Raw genomic sequence first — 19,979 nt, 5'->3', positions numbered from 1 at the left:
TGAATTAGAACAATAGGAGCAAATGTATTTTTCATTGAGCTCTCTGGCTGTTGGAAATGTTGCAGGAACTGTTTTCAGATGACCAAAGTGCATTTATTCCGCTTGTTGCTCTTTAATTACATCACCTAAGTATTCCTTCGGTGATTTCCCGTATTGTTTCTTAAAAGATGAGGTGAATGAAGACGGATTTTTGAAGCCTACTTCATAGGCTATTTCTGATATGGATAATTTTCTCTGCAATAGCAAATCCATGGAATGCTTGATCCTCACCTGATAAATTAATTCTATGGGCGTTTGACCTGTTATTGCCTTTAGTTTTCTAAACAAATGACTGCGGCTCATAAATACTGCAGCTCCAAGGTCTTCTACAGAAAACTCATCATTGGCCAGGTTAGCGTTAATTGTGTCAAGAACCTTTTGAAGGAATTGTTCGTCAAGGGGATTCTTTGCTATATCTTTAGGAATTATTACTCCATCTCCCCTATATTTTTCAATCAGACGGCGCTTAGATTCTATAAGATTTTCCGCCTTAACCTTTAAAATTTCTGGATGGAAGGGCTTTGCGATATAGTCGTCTGCACCAGTTTGTAAACCTTGTAACTTGTCATCATCAGTCGTTTTCGCGGTAAGGAGAATAAATGGAATATGACTAGTGTTAAGATCTGATTTTATTTGTTTGCAAAGTTCTTTTCCATCCATTAGCGGCATCATCATATCGCTAATAATCAGTTCAGGTTCATTCTCCTTAATTATTTCCAAAGCCTCCAATCCATTCATTGCCCGGGCCACGGAATATTGTGATTCAAAGAGCATCTCCAGATAATCTAAAATCTCCTTATTATCCTCTACGATCAAAAGCTTAGTTTTCTTCTGATTTTCAGACTTCGCAATAAACATTACCTCCTTACTATCTATTGTCATAGGCGCAAATTCCTGAAGAATACTTCCCGGACAAGAACTCTGCTGGTTATCGTTTTTGCAAGGAAGTACGATTTTAAAGCTTGTGCCTTTTCCCGGAATACTGTCAACTTTAATCGTACCGTTATGCAACTCTACAAGGTTTCTCGTTAGTGCTAATCCCACACCCGTTCCCTGTTTATTGTGCTCAGAATAAAAACGTTCGAAAATATAAGGTAAGTCGCTGCCAGGAATTCCTTTTCCATTGTCCTCCACCGTTATTGACAATTGTGGAACTTCAGTCAACTCATCCTGGTCCAAAGCAACAATTATGGAGATCTCTCCTCCTTCTGGTGTGAATTTAAATGCATTAGAGATCAAGTTATTTAATACCATTTCAAGCTTTCCTGGATCAAATGCCATTATTTTTTTCCCAACAACATTCTCCAGTTTCAAATTGATCTTGTTCCGTTCCGCCAGAGGTTGAAAATTTACGAAGATTGCATGAAGGAATCCGGTGATGTCCATAGGAACGGCCTTGAGTTTAAGCATTCCTTGCTCTGCCTTCTGAAAGGTCATCAATTCATCGAGCAACAAAAGTAATTTCTTGCAGTTTCTATAAATAAAGCTCACCTTTTGTTTTTCCTCCTTACCTAGACTCGCGTTACCCATCAGTTCCTCTACCGGTGCCGAGATCAAGGTTAGCGGGGTCCTGAATTCATGAGAAATGTTTGTGAAGAAGTTAACTTTCATTTCGTTCAATCGCTTCAATTGTTCCTTTTCGATTTTTTGGTACTCGATCTCCTGACGCTGCCGGGATTGAATCAAAACATATTTGATCAGAATGTAAAGCAGTATATTAAAAAGAGTAATATAAAGCACAATAGCCCACCAGGTTTTCCAAGGCGGTGGAAGAACAGTTACCTTCAGTACTGCCGCACTTCTACTCCAATTATTCATGTAGTTTGAGGCTCTTACTTTAAAATAGTATGTTCCAGCATCGAGGTTTGTGTAAGTTGCATTGCGCGACGCTGCATCTGCTTCGATCCAGTTCTTGTCAAATCCCTCCATTTTATAAGAGTATTTGTTTTTATCAGGATTTGAAAAATGTAATGCTGTAAAGCCTATGGTGAACACGTTGTTATGGTAGTTCAGCTTAATTTCTTGGGTAGATGAGATACTTTGTTTAAGGATGATATCTTTATTGAACTCCTGACCAATCTCAACAGGTTGATTGAAGAGTTTTAATTCAGATAGTGCAACCGTCGGTGGATTTTGTGCCTTTGGAATCAGACTGGGGTTAAATGAAATAAAGCCATTGCTTGTACCGAAAAGCAATTTGTCAGGTGAAACTTTATAACAACTTCCGATACTAAAATTTACATTTGACAAATAGGTTTGAAACGTTTCCTTAAGAATGTCAAATCTGCTCAGGCCCTTGATCGTTGATATCCACAAAAGACCATCTCCAGAATTCAAGATGCCGATAATAGATTTATCAGGTAACCCCTCGGCATCAGTATACCTTTTAACTGTATAATCAGAAATCCTGTTGCTTTTTAAAGTGATTCTGTTGAGTCCTGATTCAGTTCCAACCCAAAAAACATTTGCGGGGGCTTCCGCAATTGCTAAGACATTAGAGCCAAGCAATTCATGCTCCGGTGTCCTGGCATTGAAATGGAAATACGATCCAGATTGCGGGTCGAGTACTATTAAACCTCCATTCTCAAAGCCCAGCCACAAATTCCCCTTCTTATCTTCGTAGATCTGCCTCACAAAACCATTTTTTATAAGCGTCGGAATATTGTGTCTTCCCTTCAATTCTACTTTGTTTCCTTGGGCGTCGTATTTAAGTAATCCCTTATTGGTTCCAATCCATAAATTGCCTCTGGAATCCGTTAGGGTAGCAAAACTCGCCTGTGCATTAAGGTTTTTTATACTGCTGGTTGTATTAATAGCAGTAATTTTCATGGTTCCCCCTAGAGTTCCCGCCCAAAGATTTCCGTTATTAAAATTTAGTGAGCGATAAGCATTATAGGAAAGGTGTTCATCACCAAGTTTAAGAAGCGATGTTTGGCCAGAACTTGTATTGTATTTATAAAGCCCTGAACTAGCCGTACCGAGGTAAATATTTATTCCATCTTCAGATGCAATAGCCCTTACCTGATCAGCAATGCCTATTCCCTTGAACGCATAATACTGAAATGCGAGGAGATTTAGATCTGATTTATTTAACCCGAGTTCTGTGCCACACCAAAGTACACCTGTACGGTCAATTAGCAGCCTGTAAATTATATTATTGCTGATGCTATTCTTGTCAAGTGGGTTATTTCTGAAAAATTCTAAACTCGTTTTTTTATTCAAGCTCCTTATCCTGGCCAGTCCATCTTCAGTAGCAAGCCAAAGTTCTCCATTACGCCATTTAACAATATCGAAAACCTGAAGGTTCCTAAGCTCCGAACCGTTTGTTAAAAGCTGCTCAAAACGATTAAAATCGGTGTATTTATTTTGCTCGGCATCGAACTCCAGTTTAATAATTCCATCTCCACCGGTTCCAATATATAGCGACCTCTGATCCTCGTACAAAGACCAGATCCTGTCTCCATAAGGGTTTGGTTTGATATCTATGTCAAATAGTTGGAAGGCAAGCGTTTTGGTATTGAAACGAACTACGCCCTGGTCGCACGCTAACCATAGGCAGTCGCCCCAGGACTGTATTATTTTTTTCACTCCATTTTTGAATGGAAAAGAGCTTAAAGTTTTAGTTTTCCTTGTGTTAGGATCATACAGGGACAGGCCTTTTGAGGTTCCAATCCATAGCTTTCTATCATGAAAAAGGAGAGCAGAAACAACGTCTGTGCTTGATCCCGGCACATTTATCTCAAAAAATTGTTCTGTGTTCCTTACAAACTTGCTTAATCCGTACCTCGAACCAATATACAAATCACTGTTATCATCCTCAGTAATAGAATAAGCCCAACTTGTGGTAATAGCTTTTGGCGCCTTGTTTTTGTAAAATTTCCTAAACGAATAACCATCAAAACGGCAAAGCCCATTCATTGTTCCAACCCACAAATATCCTCTGCTGTCCTGGAAAAGATTGCGCACCCGGTTGTCTGGCAGTCCCTCGTTACTGAAATAATGATCGAAGCGTACGCCAGGACTTATTATTGCTTTTTCTTCCTGAGCGCCAGCCTCCTTAAAGGTAAGAACGGCTACGTACAAGAAGATAAATAAAAATCCTTTAACTGACATCCTAAACTGGTTGGTTATTAATATACTTTCTTCCTATTAAATAACGGGTTTGGCTTCTTTAATTCAAGTTATCCGTTTCTGTGCTAAAAGTATCTTTTTTGTCAGATAAATGTGTACAGCATAAATAACAACAGGATGGTCAGGAATAGATAAGTTACTGTTAGGACTGTATAGTTCTTCAATTTCTGTTTTCTATGTTCCATTTATTGCTTATCTGCTATAATTTTCCTGTAGTAATTTACTGAAGCACCCATTCCCTTTTCAGCATGATAGGTCGGGGCTATGTACTCAAATGAGTAAGGTTTGTAAAGTGTTGCAGACGATGGGTTTGTCTCCTTGAAATTCTTGTAAAGTTTCCAGTATTTATCATAATTCAATAATGCCTGGTGCATTTCTTTTATGTCGTATTTGCCGGTTTTATCTCCTTCAAAACCTAAAGCCATGATTTTCCAGCCTTCAGCTATGATCTGATGTAACAGCATTCCATAGGTTGATGAAACCCTTACATAAGATTCGTCTTCCTTGTCCTTCATTTTGATGCCACGACTAAGCTTTTCTATATTTTTCCAGAGCTCTACCGCCTCATACTTCTCCTGGACGGCTCCATGAAGTATACCATCTTTATAGTACTGTGTAAATGCCTTATAAAGTAGCCCTTCCGAGGAGAATTGCCGCGGGTTATAATTGGGGTCCGTTCCAGATAGGAATTCATCGCGCATCCACCACGTCCAGCTGTTCTGAAAAGGGTACTTTACACTCGAATGGCCTCTGATGACAGCTTTTGCCGATAGTAAAGCAAGTTCACGAAACCTTTCACGCGACTTCCCTTGAATTCCCATTTCTGTGATCACCTTATTGAATACTTCTTCTTCTGACTGCTTAGGATCTAATGCCCATTTGCTAATCACTAGAGCATTAAGCCTGCACCAAAATTCGTTGGTGATGTAGGGTCCGACCCAGCCTCCGCCTCGAGACCATGACCAAACGCCCCGGAAATTGGGGCTGGACTTAATTTCTTTAAGGCTCTTGTATCCCGGTTGTGGTTTGTTCATAGAATATTCTTCAAATCCATTTATCACCCCCTCCATCACGTAGTCGGGATAAGCGCCCTTTCCTTCATATTCTCTCTGGCATTGAACCTCAATAATTTGTGGGTGTTTACCTAAAGTGAGAGTTGGATTAAAATCGAAGGTTCTCTGGTAATCCCCCTTCGTATGTTTAATAGCAAACACAAGATTGGGATGAGGCTGTATTTGGTCTGTAACTTTAAGGTAATAGTCTGGCTGCTCGTGCATTCCGCCAAACGACCACGTGCGATAAAAAAGCATTTTGTTGCGTTTAACACAAACTTCATCACGTAGAAGATTGATTAGTTTTACATGACTTGCAGGTCCGTTTGTAATAGGTCCGTTGCCAGTGTGATGGGGTACGTTGTTTAGGTATGTTTCACCTGTTCTGATTACAAGGCCATCAAGGTCAGGAAAGGTATCAAAAAGCTCATTCAACATCATTCTGTGAATTTCTACTGTCTTAGGCCGCTCAAAGGAGATTTTTCCATCCTTATCCGTGATCTCATCCTTATAGATGTCTACTAGCCTTTTTGGAAGAACTATAATGTCTGTGAAGTAATATATCTTTATTCCTGCTGCGTGAGCCTCTGCGATATTTTCTTTTACCTTCTTAGCAGCTTGCTCAACCCATTTCCTTTCTTCCGAGCCGTCAGGGAATATTTCTTTACTAAGCTTGTCAAAGGTAAGAGCGGCATGGGCAAAAGTAAAGTCGTTAACTACTTGTCCGTTATAACCCTTCTCCTTTAGGAAAGATGGATCTGTGAAAGCACTTTTTGTTGACGGTTCACCCGGATTGTGGTGGACCATGTCAAGGACGTAGTAGTTATTATTCTGTCCATTTGCTAGTGCGGGAAGAAACAGAATTAAGATCAGAACTAAGCGTTTATATAAGTGTGTTTTCATTTTATATCATTTATTGAGCTCCGTCGAGCGATGATTTATTTACTTTGGAAGAAGGCTGTTTCCTGAAATGGGCGCCAGAGATTTTAAACACAAGCGGATTTGGCCATTTGTTATTGGTATAGAATCGCTGCCCATTCACTGCGCTTACAATAAGGCCAAGGGGGCCCGTTTGTATCTTGATCGAGGCATCAAAGTTTTGCCGGTATTCTACAAAATTGCTTTCGTATCCCAAAATACTAACTGTGGTATTTTCATTACCAGTAATTGAGGGGAAAACAATTTCCTTTCTTTCCCCATATTGCCAAATATTTTTGGTAATGTAGGCGTAAATAGTTTTACCGTTTGGAGAGCAGCTATACCAAATATTACCATCTTTCAATGTAGGAGCAGAAGTTACACCATGAATAGCCTCGCTATTAGCAAAGTTCCATAGCGCTAGCTCCCTTAACCTAGATTCCTCCTCCTCTCTGATCGTACCATTTGGTTTTGGTCCTATATTCAATAAAAGGTTACCCCCTTTTGCGCGTGTTTCTATTAATGTATTTATTAATTCGGTACCTGACTTAAACAGATCGTTTGTGGGCTTGTATTGCCAGTCTGTGCCCATAGTCAGGCAGCTCTCCCAGGGGGATGGAATCGAAGTATCAGGCACTTTTTGCTCGGGAGTTGTTATATGACCTCTCGTTACAACAATATCCGGTTGCAGTTCCCAGCAATATTCTTTTAAACCTTCTGCCGGACCATCTAAAAAAATGATGTCGATCTTCCCATAATTACTTAACAACTCCTTTAGTTGGATTTTGTCATATTTCATTAATCCAACATTTTGCGCTGGATAATGTAAAGGGTTTTGAAGACGTCCGATCGGAACATCTGTTTGATGTAGATAATAAAAGTCTTCGGGTGAGAAATATAATCCAATTGCTATCCCTTGTTTCCTGAAGGCTGTAATAACCTCCTTTGTAATATCATGCGAATAAGGAGTATTTGCGATATTAAAGGTTGTTGAATTAGTTTTAAACATGCAAAAACCTGAATGATGCTTTGCCGTAAATACAACGTATCGCATTCCTGCCAACTTAGCCAATGAGGCCCATTCATCAGGATTAAATCGTAAGGGATTGAAAGTCTTCGGTAGTTCGTTGAAAAAACGTTTTCGGAAATCAGGACTTGCCCCAGCTAGCGAGTGACTGATCACAGCTCCAATTTGTGAATCGATACTCCAATGTATGAACAACCCAAAGCCCAAGCTACTAAACCATTTTTCCCTTTCCGGCTTATTTCCCCGCTGTTGGCTGTAAAGCTGAATTGAAAAAAGCAGATAGAAACATGTAAGGAGAATCTTTCTCATCATATCCTGCCTTGTTTCATTACTTTTTAATTTCTCCAATAAGCATAATGTATCCAGCATAACATGCATTTTCACTATATCTCGATTCCACATCCATCGTCTGGTTGTTTCTCTGTTTCAGAATACTCTTCTTGTCTAGTTGGTTGCTTGAAACAGTGAACGTCATGGTATGAAGGCGTTTATCTAAATCTTGTTTAAGGAAGTATTGAGGTCGGTAATAGGTTGAATAGCTATCAAACCTGGGGACTGCTGCCAAATCTTTGTCATCTAATTTAACTTCATATTGCCCGCAGCCCGGCCCTACAACATCATAAAGACCTGCCACTTGTCCTTTAAATTTGAATGATATTGTTGATCCGGCTTCATTTGACTTAATGAATTCCGTAAAGGGTTTTTTAAATACTCTTTGCAACTCCGGATCATTTGACATAACCTTCACCCAATTTCCAGTCCTATTCGCCTCGGCAACAGAGATCATTTTAGCTGCTTCCCAATTATCCCTTATAAAAGGTTTCACAAGCCTATTTGCAGTTAGTTTCTCAGAATGGATAAATATACTGTCTAGGGCAGTTGCTAATGCTTCTGCATAAAGCCTCTGCCCTGTTTCCGGAAATGGATGAACATTGTCGGCCGAAAAGACTATTTTGTCAGGATAGTCTTTTTTGCTGCCCTTGTAAACAAGTTTGCCTTCTGTAGCAAGCTGAACAACCTTTAAGCCCATGCTTACAGTAGGGATTCCATAATGCTCTGCTATTTGTTCCATTGCCGCTGTTGACTGCGGTATTTTCCCGTTTTCAATATCCGCGGCCATATCGCCGGTGATGGTGTACACAAAGCAGATATCTGTTTTAGAATCGGCTTTCCATATCTGTCTCACGATGCCCTCCATCGCTTTATGGATCAAGTTAGCCGGCTTGGAAATATCGTTCACTGCAAATTCAACAAACACTAAATCAGGTCTTTCCTTAATCACTTGTGCTTCCAGGCGGAAAACCCCCAGGTCTGAGCCTGTGCCACCAATTCCTGCGTTAACGGTAGTTATCTTTGGATCCGGAAATTTTTGCTGGAGAATATGCGCAGACTGATCCCTCCAACCATTGGCCGCTTCTGTAATACTTCCTCCTAAATAGGCCACAGTTACTGGTTTACCTTCTAATAATTTTTTATAAAAATTTGGCAGACCTTTTCTAATTGTAAAATCCGGCATGGCTTTGTTACCCAAGGTTTGCGCAACCGAACATGTTGCTCCTAAGAGCACCAGAAGCGTTATAAATTTAAGTCTCATCTTATTAGTTGTATCCTAAATTCTGGTTTACCTTATTGCTCGACCGGTCTATCTCGCTTTGTGGGATCGGTCGTAGTAAATGATAATCTTTTATGCCGGCAGCCGCATCTGGATTGTATTTCTTAACCCTTTCCAATAATGTACCTGTTCTTTTCAGATCAAACCATCTTTGCATTTCTCCGTAAAGCTCTCTGCCTCTTTCATCCAGTATGAAATCCAGGTTCATTTGCGACGACGCTATACTAAGGTCAAAACCTGGCATAGACCTTTTTTTACGAAGTACATTTATCGTTGTGGTGGCATCGCCAGGCTTGTTCTGCATTAGCTGGGCCTCTGCCAAGTTGAGGTAAGCTTCTGCTATCCTGAAAACAATGAAATCTTTAGAACCTTCCACCGCGGTTACACTAGTTCTTTTAGGATCAAGGAATTTTATATTAGTTAGGAATTTTGTTCTGACGGTTTGTGAGTTGATATCATTAAGGTCGTAGATCGCGTATTTTTTTGCTGCTCTCACATTGGCCGGAATCACGTCGGTAGTGATAAATACTGCCGTATCACCTTGATTCATACCTGCCGGAGCGGTAGTTCTGTTATTGGAGTAATACACACGCTGGAAACCTTCGATATAACGTTTATCAGCCTTATTATCAAAAAGGGAATTACCGTATGGAGTTAGCTTAAAACGATTAAAAGGGCGACCGTTTAGAATATCCCTCTGCATGCCTTTTTCACCATCGTAAACCATTATAAAATACAGGTGACTCTGATTCCCGGTTCCATTCAATAATGCAGTGGAGTTGTAGTTCACCGCCCAGATCACCTCAGGGTTTTTCTGATTATTTATATCGAAGATCGATCCATAAGAATCAAGTAAAGAGAAATTGTAGTCTTTGATAACGCTATCAGATAATTTTTCGACTTCAGCCCAATTTTTTCTAACCATATGTACCCGTGCTAGGAGCATTTTGGCAGCTGCTTGTGTTGCGCGTCCATAATCACTTTGCGTACGAGGAAGATTAGTTACGGCAAATTCCAGATCTGGAAGGATTGCATCAGTATATATTTTTTCCGCGCTTGTCCTGGTTGTTTCTGTCTGAACTTCTTTCACTTCGGTGAGGGTTAATGGTATATCACCAAAGGTTTGAACAAGTACAAAGTAGTAAAGTGCTCGCAGATAGCGCGCTTCTGCTATTCTCTGAGCTCTGATTTGCTCCGAAATATTGCCAATAGTTGGGGCCAGGTCAATTGCTGTATTACAGGTACCTATCCCTTTGTAAAAATTGGTCCAGAGTGTACTTAGAATTGATAAACTTGGGGATAAACCAGGGTTATATTGATTAACATCTATGAACGAGCCATCACGACCGTGAGTATAAGTATCAACACCAAATTCAGTAAGAACAAATCCTAATTCTTGTCCATAATAGGTTCTCAAAGGTGCATAAGCCGCGTTTACAACTCCGGTTAATCCATTGGCATCAACGATATATGACCCGGAGGTAGCTCCGCTGACTATTTCTTCGTCCAGGTAATTATTACAGGAAACGCCTGTAACAGCTGTTATCGCCAGTGCTATAATGATTTTTGAAAATTTCATAATTAATTCCTTTAACTGGTTAAAAAGTAAGGTTTAAACCAAGCATGATAAGCCGTGTAGATAAAACATTGTCAAGTGTTATTTCTCCAGTGGACGTTTCTGGATCGAGATCGTATCCAGGGATTTTCTTATTCATTATTGTCCAAAGGTTATTACCGGTTACATAGATCCGCGCGTTGCTAATGGAGGATTTACCGATTATGGATTTTGGTAAACTGTATCCCAAGGAAACATTTTGAAGGCGAATAAAAGAACCATCGAAATAATACAGTGGAGGTTTTATGCCTGTAGTTCCAGAAACTGTTGGTCTAGGAAATTCATTCGAATTGTTCTGAGGAGTCCAATAGTTTACATTCAAGTTGTTATACATATAGAAACCGGTATTCAGCCTTTCATGAATTTGACTGTAAATGGTTTGCCCCTGACGGATATAGACAAAAAAGGAAAGGTCTGCACCTCGATAGCTAAACCTGTTGGTTACACCTCCACCCCATTTTGGCCGAGGGTTTCCTACAATTTTTCGGTCAAAATCAGCATTTATCTTTTCATCATTATTGAGGTCAACAAGTTTTACATCTCCTGGAACAGCATTATATTTTTTTGCCGTTTCTACTTCTGAACTTTGCCAAATTCCGTTCTTTTGGTAGTCGTACCATACTTTAATAGGCTTACCAGTAAACCATCCGTTACCAATGTCATTTGTAATACCACTGTTAAGGGCAATGATAGACTCGCGGTTTGCATAGGCGTTTGCATCAATGCTCCATCTGAAATATTTTCCCGACACCGGAGTTCCTGAAACACTTAGCTCTATCCCCCGGTTCCTGGTCTTACCAACATTTTCTAGAACACTGCTGAATCCGGTCCATGCCGGAATCGCACGATTTAGTAAAAGGTCGGATGTGTTTTGCTCATAAACCTCTACACTACCGCTAATGCGGTTCTTTAGAAAGCCAAAATCAAGGCCTATATTTGAACTTGCTGTTTTTTCCCAGCTTAAACTTCCATTAGCCAGGGCTGATGGAGAGTAACCATAGCCGGCATTCTCATCCCAGGCATAAACTGTTTTTGACAGGGAACCTTGTGTTGAATACGGGTTGATCCCTGTATTCCCACTAACACCATAGCTTCCACGAAGCTTTAGTTCTGATATCAATGTAATATCTTTCAAAAATGGTTCCTCAATAAGTCTCCAACCCAATGCTACGGAAGGAAAATATCCCCATTTTCTTCCGGGAGCTAATCTCGAGGAGCCATCCGCCCTCATTGTGAGAGTTGCGAGGTAGCGACTTTTATAACTATAATTAAGACGGCCCATATAAGACATCAAAGAGGTTTTTGAGTAGTCACTAGCTACCGCTGAAATTTCCGTTGCAGTACCTATATTATGATACAACTGGCTGTCGTAAGGTATTCCTCTGCCCGATGTGCTTGATGTTTCGTTGAAATCGCTTTGAATAGAAAACAGGCCTGTAGCGCTTATTGAATGCCCATTTAAATCCCTTTTGAAATTCAGAAGATTTTCAACGGTGTATGCCAGAGCTGATCCATTACTGATTCCTGCCGTTGCAAGCCCATTGTTATTGCTTAAGACGCTATTATATGTACCATTTTTGTTGTTGGTATTATCCACACCTGCATTAAGTCGATAACTAAGCCCTTTGGCGATCTGGTACTCACCGTAAGCACTGGCAAATACCCGGTAGCTTTTTCTCCGGTCGGCCGTAACGCTGTTAAGGTCTGTATAGGGGTTCTTTTTAATTGTTTGGTTATCAGGTGCAACGTTAACAGTACCGTCAACATTAAAAGGGTTACTTAATGGATCTAGGATAAGTACATTTTGGAGATATACATTATTAGGAATGATACCGTAATTTTGAACGGCATAAGAAAGGAATGAAGATACGCCTAGTTTTACTTTTTTCCCAACTTCCTGATCCAGGTTAGCGCGAAACCCGTACCTTGTATAATCAGATTTCTTTACCACACCCTTCTCGTTGAAATACTCCCCGGAAACAAGATATTTCGTTTTTCCTGATGCACCCCTTACACTAACTGGATGGTTCTGTCGATAACCCTGCTGAAATAATGGACTTTGCCAATCGGTTGAAAAGTTCTCATTAAGAGCAGTTTGTTGATAGGGCTCCAGGCTCGCACCCGTTGATTGACGGTAAGAGGCATATTCATTGGCGCTCAGCATATTGATCGATCCGATCCTGTCGGTAAAACCATAATATGGGTCATAGCTGATAACGGGGCGGTCTCCCGTACCTCTTTTTGTAGTGATCAATATTACGCCATTGGCTCCTCTTGAACCATAGATAGCAGTTGCTGATGCGTCTTTAAGAATTTCCATAGATTCGATATCCGCAGGGTTTACAGTATTTATACTCCCCGACATTGGAATACCATCAATCACGTAGAGAGGATTATTGCCCGCTGTTATAGACCGGTTCCCACGAATCCTAATGGTGGCTGCATCTCCCGGGCGTCCACTGTTATTAGTTACGTCTACCCCTGCAACCCTTCCCTGGATAGCTTGTGCCGCCGACGCCACAGGAGTTTCTGAGATAGTTTTTGAGGTAACAGATGAAACCGCACCCGTAAAATCGCTCTTTTTCTGAGTTCCGTATCCTACCACAACTACCTCGTCGAGGGATTTAGAATCCTCATCTAGAATAATACTTAGCGTTGTGCGGCTATTTAACGGATATTCAAGAGTTTTATAGCCTATATAAGAGATCACCAGTATACTGCTTGCAGAAGATACTTGCAATTTGAAGTTGCCGTTTACATCTGTACTTGCACCGGTTTTGCTTCCTTTTTCTTTTATAGTAACCCCTATCAGAGGCTCACCTTTTTTGTCTGTTATTTTGCCCGTAATTCCAATTTGTTTTGTGTTCACAGAGCCAATAGGAACACTGTTAGGCATTGCTATTGCAGCCGTTATTCCGGATAGTGTACATAAGACGGATAACGCTATCACACTTATTTTACCTGACATAATTCGTTAGTTTACTTGGTTAATGTAAAGACCCAGCTGAGATCTATGGTGTAAAATTAAGCTCTCCTGCAGTGTTTTTCCTTATGCGAATGTTGCAAATACCTTTCTTATTGATGCAGAAAGCGATATTTAAAACTTTCTAGTGGGTCTTGCTGAGTTTGCAGGTCAAAATTGAACTTAATGCTTTATAAACGATGTAGAGAGACCGGAACTCCCAGGCTGCTGAACGAAGAATACATAATGACCTGTTTGTAATGTTGAAGTATCCAGATTAAAAAAATTGGTGCCCTTTGTCAGGTTTATTTCCTTAGCTACCAAAACCTGGCCAGCTGAGTTCAGGATCTTATAAAGTACTTTGGAACCAACAGGAGGTGGAATCACAGCAACAGCTTCTGACTTAACGGGATTAGGATAAATTGTTAGTCCTTGTCTTTTACAAACTGTCTGGATGTTAATAACCTCACTGAAGCGACTAGTTCCGTCTGAATCAATTATCTTTAATCTGTAGTAAGATCTGTTGTCTACCTGATTCAACAGTATATCATATGTTCCCGTCTTGTTCGCATTGATAAAGCTCAATCTACGAAAATCCTTCCCATTGTTACTGCTCTCCACCTCAAACCCTTCAACTCTTTGCACATTTTCCGTAGTCCAGTTAAGATTCGCATCACATCCGTTGGCCGAGCCGTAAAACTTGGTCATCCTGAGAGGAAGAACAGTATTTGATTTTATTAGTACTATTGATGAATATGGCGGAAGAGAAATAGTTCCAGTATATCCGTTTCCTTTTGCATCCTGATACGCGGTAGCTCCAAGATTTATAAGTTTAGAATTAGCTTCATCGTTTACATGAAATACCAAATGATCATCAGGATCAGTGTTGATTGTGGTTAAAGGTTTAAACATGACATTATCAATCCATATCTGGTTGCCTGGATCATTAAGGGTTAATTGCAGTGTGACATTATTAATACTGGCTACAGGAGTGAAAGTAAGTGTCACCTCCTTCCGTTGTATACTTGTTTTCACGTAACGGTACTTTGCAACCGGTTGCCCTGCAAAAAGTGTAACCTTTAACCTCGAGGTATCAGTAGTTCCCTTTATTGAAAATGTAACCTGGTAGAATTTGCCATATTCCACATTCCCAATAGCCGTTGCTACTCTGGATGTATTTGGGCCGGTGGCTCCTACTGTTGTCAGTTTCAGGCTGCCGCCGTCTAAAACATTATTATTGTCATAAACGGGAGTAAAGTTACCGCTTGAGGGAGTTAAAGTCCAACCGGTAATTCCGGTTCCGAAAGCACTATTTGTAATCGTATTCGAGCCTGAGCTTGTGATCGAGTAAGGCGCAATCTTATAAACCGAAAGATATGAATTTATATCATAACCTAGCTTCCTCCAATCTTGTAACGAGTAAACCTTATTGATCCTGGTCGAATAATTTTCATTAGTTTGAATTAGTGTACTGTCTGGCTCAAAAGGTTGAGCATAATAATTGCTGTCTATATTGCCAAAGTTTTTCATATAATCCAGGTTTGTAGCCTGCGACATCCCGGGAATTTGCGAGGGGTGCTTACTGAACCATATATTATTTTTCACTGTTAAATTCTTTGCGCTGGTGGAAGTAGGGAAATATGCAAAGCCAAACATGTTATTATAGAATACATTGTCGCGGACTACATGATTGTTAGCCCCTTCGTTTATCATAAAACCGGCACTGTTACAGTTATATACAGTATTGCTTGCCACTGTATTGTTCAATGTGCTTTGATCCAGATAAATACCGACAGCATAATTTGTATTTACAGGTATGGCCCTTGTTCCATAGAGATTAGGTTTGCCATTGCTTATAATGTTCCCTGTAATAACATTATTGCCATATCCGTAACCTACTGGTGCAAAACCTTTGAACGAATATATCCCACCCACGTCTGCTTTGGTTAGTGCAAACTCATTAATAACATTGTTTTGTAAAGTTAATCGGCTTCCCTCAAATCTGATCCCACAATAGCCAACTTTATCGATGCGATTACCTTTTACCAAAGCATCCGTTCCGACCATATTAATAGCATTGTACTGGTTATTATTTGGATCTCCCATACCTGGACGAAGCGCTGTATTTAGAATAGTATTGTAGTTACAGTTGTAAAAGCTGCCTGCTATCCATATAGCGTTATTATTGGTATTCCTGATAGTATTATGATCTACCTCCGAGTTTTGAATAGTATTCAAATAGATTGCATTATGCGAGTTGAAGAATTCGCAATTTGAAATTTTAACCCCGTTGGAGTTCTCAATCTTAATTCCATACGAGTTGGCGTTAATAAACTTAAGATCGGTTATACTGACGTTGCTGATGTTGTTTCCACTTAAAGTATTGTTTTTAAAGGGTATCTCAGTTTTAATAGTATTTGGATCGGTGGTTGAATAGATGTAAATTTTTTTGGTAGCAGGATCGAAGCACCACTCTCCCTGCTGATCCAGGGTAGAGATATGGTTTTGAATGAAGTAACCATCCCCAGCTGTCATGGTATAGTTAGTACCAACACCTGAAAATGTAAGTGTAGAACCTGATTGGGATATTATGGATGCCTTATTAAGGATGAATAGACGCACTCTAACAACCGCGGTAGCGCCAGAAAAATTCTGACCAGCTAAGGCCGCGTCAGTTAACTGCGTATTCCCTACAAATGCATCTACAGAGTTATAACCCGTGTTAGTTGCATTCGGATTAGGCCATCGTCCTATTTGCTGACTAACATCGGCAGCCAGTAAATTATTTAAAGTTGTAAGTGAACCTGAGTAAGTAGTTGCCCAAATATTTCCAGGCATCTCCGACCAGGTAGTAAGAGGTATAGCACCATTTATTATAGCCTTATTGCCATTACCATAACTTCCGAAATTTATTCTAGCACCCGAAGTTCCTGACTTAGTGATCACCAGTTCCCCTTTGAATTCTTCATTCCGTTTAAATAGCACCGAGTCTCCCGGGTTAAAACTGCCCATCATCTCATTAACTTTTTCAATAGTTTGCCAGGGGGAATCTGGCGTTTTACCATCGTTAGATTGGTCATTTCCTGTTAAAGAGACATAGTACTTAGTTTGGGCTTTGGAGGAGAGTACAAATAGAAGTGAAATGAGTAAAAGTAAGTTTTTCATATAATTTATTATTAGAGTATTGGGTAGTAAAGAGATTGATATTGTCAGGATGTCTTATATCTGCTTTTGGATCCAGAAACTTATAAAGTAGAGCATGGCAGGGCCGCTTAGAGGAAAGTGAAGGTCCTTTTTCATATTCTCAGTCTGTTTAAATGGTTAGTATTGTTTTGGGACCTATGGAGCCCGCAACAAAAATGTATAAATGCAGCTTTGCAAGCTATTGTGAAGGTTGCAGAAACTTGAGCAGATGTTGCTGATTTCTTGAAAATGAGACTATAACCTCATTTTAAAAAATCAGTTCATTTATTTCATCAAATTTTATAAGGGTATCTTAAAACAGGCAGAAAAGAACCTTGTTAGACATGATAACTTCCCCTTGGGAAATTCAATAGCTTTCAATCGACTAACCATCATGTACTATCTCATTTATAGGAGTCAGGCAAAAGGAAACATGGATCATGCTTCTCTTAAATCTATTCTGACAAGTTCACAAAGACACAATCAAGAAACTAACATTACAGGTATGTTGGTATATTTTGATAATAAATTCCTTCAATTGGTGGAAGGAGATGAAATATTAATAAAAGCGGTATTCGAAAAAATAAAGCAGGATAAACGGCATCATAATTTGTCAATTTTAAAAGAGGGACACATAGAAAGGCGGTTGTTTCCTGGCTGGTCAATGAGCTTCAGAACACCATCCCCAGAAGAAATAGCTAAGGAACCGGGATATAAAGATATCTACAAACCGGGAAGCCCCGGTGCTTTTGATCTTGTCAGCCTTTTTAATCTTCTAAGGGGAAAGAAAGATGAAAAGGCCGAGTTTAATCTATTGCGTTAAATTCTAAAACAAAAAAGCCACTTCGAAAAGTGGCTTTGGATCAACAATATATTAATTAAAAAAAGGCTCTTTTAATCTGTTATCGTTAGCTCAAGTTCCTTTACTACCTCTTTTTGCTTGTCAGGTGTCATGTTTGATGCTACAAAAGCCAGCTTATATACCCCGGGGGTTGCGAAGGAATATGAATAGGATTCTACTTTAGTATCCACACCTTTTACAGGTATTGCTGGATCTGGTTTAATCGCATTCGGATATAGAACTTTGGTTATCACCCAATCCTCATTAGCAGCTGTATTAATATTCCCACCTCCAATGCTTAGTGCTGGTGATGTTGCGGTTAGGTTTATAGCCCATCGGTATGTAGAATTAAGAACATCTACTGCAGTCCAGCCAGCATTTGTCAAATCCGTTAAAGGATAAGAAAAGTTATCTTGTTCATTAAGGAGGTTTAATTGAAAGGACCTAATAGTCCATGCTCTGGGTTTTTGAGTTGCACTTTGCTCGTCTCTTTTCCTGAATGCAAAATACACGGGACCAGTTGCAGGTACTATATTAGTTAGATCAATTTGACCGGAAGGTACATTGTCGGTACCGTTTGAAAGTATTGCTTTTGACGTTACATCATTCCATGTTGCCGCCTGAACCCCCGCTATGTTATAGGCGCCCTTAAAATCTGTGGAATAAAGTATTTTAAGAGAATTCTCTTGCGATCCTGAATTTTGAGCAAAGGTGGAGAATTGTAGTAGTAGCTTTCCCTTCAGACTGTCACGGCGGCTGAATTCGTATTTCTTACCTTGCTCACCTGAATAGAAGCGGATCACGTCAGGGTTTCCTGAAATGTTAAACGTTATCAGTTCTCCTTTTTTGAAAGTAGTTGATCTTGTTGACACCTCGAACTCCGGGGTAGACAGATCTTTATCACAAGAAGAAAGTATCAAGCTGGCAATGGAGCCAACAAGTATTATTTTAATGTTTTTTAGCATCATTTTAATTTAGGGTTACCAATTGCTGTTCTGTTCTATAGCCTTATTCAACGATATTTCCCTACTGGGAATCGGATAGTAGAAATGTCTTGGCTGAACATTATCACCAACTATTGATGAGAATTTTCGATTTGCAGGTGCATTTTGCTTTATGTCTGCGGCAAATTCTTTTAGCGTACTAACTAGCAGTCCCCATCGCTTGAGATCGTGAGTTCGCAAACATTCAAATGCCAGCTCCCGCATCCGTTCATCCACAATAGCCTTAAAAAATGCCTCATCACTTAAACCAGATAGGTCAGCTTCTGATAAATTAGATGCCCCAGGTTTCAGCTTGCCGTAAGCACGTCTTCTTACCTGGTTAATTGCGTTATATGCATCGGCAGTGGCACCATTAACTCTAAACTCAGATTCTGCATACATTAAAAGAACGTCGGCGTATCTAAGCAGTGGAAAATTAACACCACTGTAGTTCTTGTTCCTGGGCAAATTAGTTTCAAGATCCCTGCGCCATTTTCCCGGGTAACGATTGTAGGGACTCGTAGCGTTATAAGGCATCATTACCTTCGTTTTGGTATTGTCGTTCCATGTATAAGGAGCAATAGCCCAGTCCCTCCTCTCGTCCGGTGAAGATTCATTAGCTCCGGTTCCTCTTGACTCATATTTATTGAAAAGTTTTGCCGTGGCAAATAAGAAGGCATATCCATAGCCCGGAAAGTCTATGTTGTTCGACGCAATACCGTTCCTGTTGCCATTATAACCCACCTCACCATAGATGTCCGATTTTGTTCCGTAAAACTCCACCTCCCACATTGATTCACGGTAGATATTGTCGTATTTATCCTGGCAATGATTGATGAACACCTGTGAATAATCTGGATTTAATGAGCTTTCCCTTGAATCAATCACCCTCTTCGACCACTTAAGGGCATCCTGATATTTACCCGTGTCTTTCAGGTGTTCCCCTGCCATGGTAAGATAAACCCGCGCAAGAATTCCCCTTGCAGTATTTTTTGAGATCCTGCCAGCCGAATTATCTCCCCACTCCGATGCTGTAGGTAATAGAGCTTCCGCAGCTTCTATGTCTGAAACTGCCCTTGCGAAAACCTCACTTACGGGTGACGAGGGAATGTTCACATCGTTTGCAGACTGTGTAGAACTGAGTTTAATTGGAACCGCACCCCAGTTGTCAGCTAGCATGAAATAGTAATATCCACGGAGGAACAATGCCTGGGCTCTGATGATCTCCTTTGCTCTGTCGCTTGCATTAGCTTTTTCAATGTTCTCGATCAGTACATTAGCCCGGTTAATACAATAATATAAGGCAGTCCACAGGTTATCAATATTAGCTTCAGAAGGATCGTAATTATACACCATAGGGCCGGTGGTTTGGCCCGAGGCTCTCCATATCGCCTCATCATTTCCGTAAGAAAGATAAGTTAATAAGCCGTTGCCGTACATAGCCTCCTGCCCTAAAGGATCATAAACACCATTTAATGCAGCATTTAGTTGAGCCTCTGTTTCATAATAATTAACCGGGCTTAAAAAATCAGAGGGTTTTGTTTCTAGCTTTTCATTGCAAGATGAAAAAGCGAACAAAGTTAGAAACAGGATATTTGTTGTATTCAATTTCATTT

The 19,979-nt window shown here is 40.1% G+C and carries 10 protein-coding genes; 1 reads left to right on the top strand and 9 read right to left on the bottom strand.

From position 1 onward, the window contains the following. Nucleotides 1–93: 93 nt before the first annotated feature. The 7 genes from J4N25_RS01480 to J4N25_RS01450 all read right to left on the bottom strand — a co-directional run bounded on the left by J4N25_RS01480 (nt 94) and on the right by J4N25_RS01450 (nt 16,521). Complete coding sequence (locus J4N25_RS01480; RefSeq protein WP_207420367.1) at nt 94–4,152, bottom strand: hybrid sensor histidine kinase/response regulator transcription factor; 4,059 nt, start codon at nt 4,150–4,152, stop codon at nt 94–96. 203 nt (nt 4,153–4,355) lie between these two features. Beyond that, on the bottom strand, nt 4,356–6,125 hold the full coding sequence (locus J4N25_RS01475) for a hypothetical protein (RefSeq protein WP_207420366.1): 1,770 nt from the start codon (nt 6,123–6,125) through the stop codon (nt 4,356–4,358). Nucleotides 6,126–6,135: 10 nt separating this feature from the next. Beyond that, entirely contained in the window at nt 6,136–7,479 is a 1,344-nt protein-coding gene (locus J4N25_RS01470) for an alpha-L-fucosidase (RefSeq protein ID WP_207420365.1), read from the bottom strand. A 16-nt stretch (nt 7,480–7,495) separates the two neighbouring features. Beyond that, on the bottom strand, nt 7,496–8,761 hold the full coding sequence (locus J4N25_RS01465) for an SGNH/GDSL hydrolase family protein (protein ID WP_207420364.1): 1,266 nt from the start codon (nt 8,759–8,761) through the stop codon (nt 7,496–7,498). Between the two features lie 4 nt (nt 8,762–8,765). After that, complete coding sequence (locus J4N25_RS01460; RefSeq protein ID WP_207420363.1) at nt 8,766–10,358, bottom strand: RagB/SusD family nutrient uptake outer membrane protein; 1,593 nt, start codon at nt 10,356–10,358, stop codon at nt 8,766–8,768. Nucleotides 10,359–10,377: 19 nt separating this feature from the next. Next, on the bottom strand, nt 10,378–13,362 hold the full coding sequence (locus J4N25_RS01455; protein WP_207420362.1) for a SusC/RagA family TonB-linked outer membrane protein: 2,985 nt from the start codon (nt 13,360–13,362) through the stop codon (nt 10,378–10,380). Nucleotides 13,363–13,539: 177 nt separating this feature from the next. Then, nucleotides 13,540–16,521, bottom strand: a complete 2,982-nt coding sequence (locus J4N25_RS01450; RefSeq protein WP_207420361.1) for a right-handed parallel beta-helix repeat-containing protein — start codon at nt 16,519–16,521, stop codon at nt 13,540–13,542. A gap of 412 nt (nt 16,522–16,933) precedes the next feature. Between J4N25_RS01450 and J4N25_RS01445 the strand changes: the two genes are divergently transcribed. Beyond that, a complete protein-coding gene (locus J4N25_RS01445) occupies nt 16,934–17,362 on the top strand; it encodes a BLUF domain-containing protein (protein WP_207420360.1) in 429 nt (142 codons plus the stop codon). 71 nt (nt 17,363–17,433) lie between these two features. Here J4N25_RS01445 and J4N25_RS01440 read toward each other — a convergent pair whose 3' ends face one another. Together J4N25_RS01440 and J4N25_RS01435 are read right to left on the bottom strand one after the other, a co-directional pair. Then, nucleotides 17,434–18,348: a DUF5017 domain-containing protein gene (locus tag J4N25_RS01440; RefSeq protein WP_207420359.1), complete on the bottom strand. Its 915-nt coding sequence runs from the start codon at nt 18,346–18,348 to the stop codon at nt 17,434–17,436. A 12-nt stretch (nt 18,349–18,360) separates the two neighbouring features. Further along, a complete protein-coding gene (locus J4N25_RS01435) occupies nt 18,361–19,977 on the bottom strand; it encodes a RagB/SusD family nutrient uptake outer membrane protein (protein ID WP_207420358.1) in 1,617 nt (538 codons plus the stop codon). Nucleotides 19,978–19,979 lie beyond the last annotated feature (2 nt).

The organism is Desertivirga brevis, assembly GCF_017355835.1.
This window is presented reverse-complemented; position numbering and strand designations above follow the sequence as displayed.